The following is a 1,605-nucleotide window of genomic DNA, read 5'->3' on the forward strand; positions in this document are numbered from 1 at the left end:
CCTCGCCGCGCTGCGCTGGGCCCGCGCCAACGACGCCGGTTTCCCCGCCGCCGCGGGCAAGCGCGGTACCGAGTTCCTCTACCGGCTCGGCGACCTGGAGGCGTGGGCGGCACACCGCCCACGCGCGGCGGCACGCTCCGCCCGGGCCGCCCGCACCACGGCCTGACGGCCCGGGCGGCCCGCCTCACCCGCCCGGCGGATTCCGGGGAACGGCTGCCGGACACCCGGGGGAGGACGGAGCCGGGCGGCGGCCGGGTGCAGCACACTGACGGGATGGACCACCTCAGTCAGCCCGGGACGGCGTCTGCGCAACGGTTTCCCCCGCGGCCGGAGAGCGTGGCGCGGGCCCGGCGCTTTCTGCGGGACGCCTTGGCGGGCAGTGACCCGGAGGTGGTGGCGTCGGCCGAGTTGCTGGTCAGCGAGCTGGTGACCAACGCGGTCCTGCACGCGCGCACGGAGACGGAGGTGTCGGCCTGGCCGCACGGCGACGCGGTGCGTGTCCTGGTCCGCGACGGGCGGCCCGGCCGGGCCCTGGTGCCGCAGGGCGACCTTCCGCACGTCGGCCCGGGGCAGGGCCTGGCCGTGGTCGAACGGCTGGCCGCCCGGTACGGAGTCGTCACGGAGGCCGACCACAAGACGGTGTGGTGCGAACTGAGGGCCGGGGGCGACGGAACCACTGCGGCGCCCTCCCCGCCCGCACCGTCGCCCTCCGGCTGGGAGAACACGGGGTCCGTGTCGCGTCCCACCCGCACCGTGACGCTGATCGACCTGCCGGGCTCCCTCTGTCTCGCGTCCCAGCAGCACCGGCACACCCTGCTCCGCGAAATGGTGCTCGCCGCCTCCGCCGGAGACCTCCTCGGCGTGTCCCCCCAGGACCTCGCCGCCGCCCACGACGCGAACAACGTGATCAGCGCCGGTGTGACGGCGGCGCTGGAGGAGCAGCGGACGGCCGGGCAGCCCCACTCCCTGAGCCTGTCCCTTCCGGCGGACATCGCGCCCGCGGTGTCCGCCCTGTGCCGGGTGCTCGACGCGGCCGAGGAAGCGGCCAGGGACGAGCGGCTGCTCACCTGTCCGGCCCTCCCGCAGAACCGCGCCCTGCGCCAGTGGCTGCTCGGCCAGGTCATCGGCCAGCTCGGCGGCGAGGCACCGACCGCTTGGACGGTCGTGCCCCGCGAGACGGGTGCCAGCCCCTCGGAGCTGGCGCCGTGGGACGTCAGCCATGTGTGGGCCAGCCGGGTGCCGACCGTCGCCGCGGACGACGAGAACCGGATCATCGCGGCGAACGGGCCGGCGGCAGCCATGCTCGGCTGGCAGGCGGACGAGCTGGTCGGGCAGCGGCTGACGACGCTCATCCCCGAGCATCTGCGGGCCCGTCACCTGGCCGCGTTCTCCTCCCTTTTGCTCACCGGGAGGTCCCGCATCCTTGGCCGCTCGGTGCCGCTGCCCGCGCTGCACCGGGACGGCCGGCAGGTCCCTGTCCGGCTCTTCATCCAGACCCAGGGGACGACGGACGGCCGTACGGTCTTCGTCGCCCAGCTCTCCCCCAGGACGGCTCCGTCGGCACCTCCGCCGCCGCCCGGGGCCGCCGAGGACAGGCAGCCGGTG

1 protein-coding gene is annotated in these 1,605 nt (G+C 75.9%); it reads left to right on the forward strand.

What is annotated here, in order from left to right; all coding sequences use genetic code 11:
- Positions 1-273: 273 nt before the first annotated feature.
- Positions 274-1,605, forward strand: a 1,332-nt coding sequence (locus FM076_RS33295) for an ATP-binding protein (RefSeq protein ID WP_345944862.1), incomplete at its 3' end; no start/stop codon positions are given.

Source organism: Streptomyces albus subsp. chlorinus, assembly GCF_013302895.1.
In the GTDB taxonomy this organism is placed as follows: domain Bacteria; phylum Actinomycetota; class Actinomycetes; order Streptomycetales; family Streptomycetaceae; genus Streptomyces; species Streptomyces chlorinus.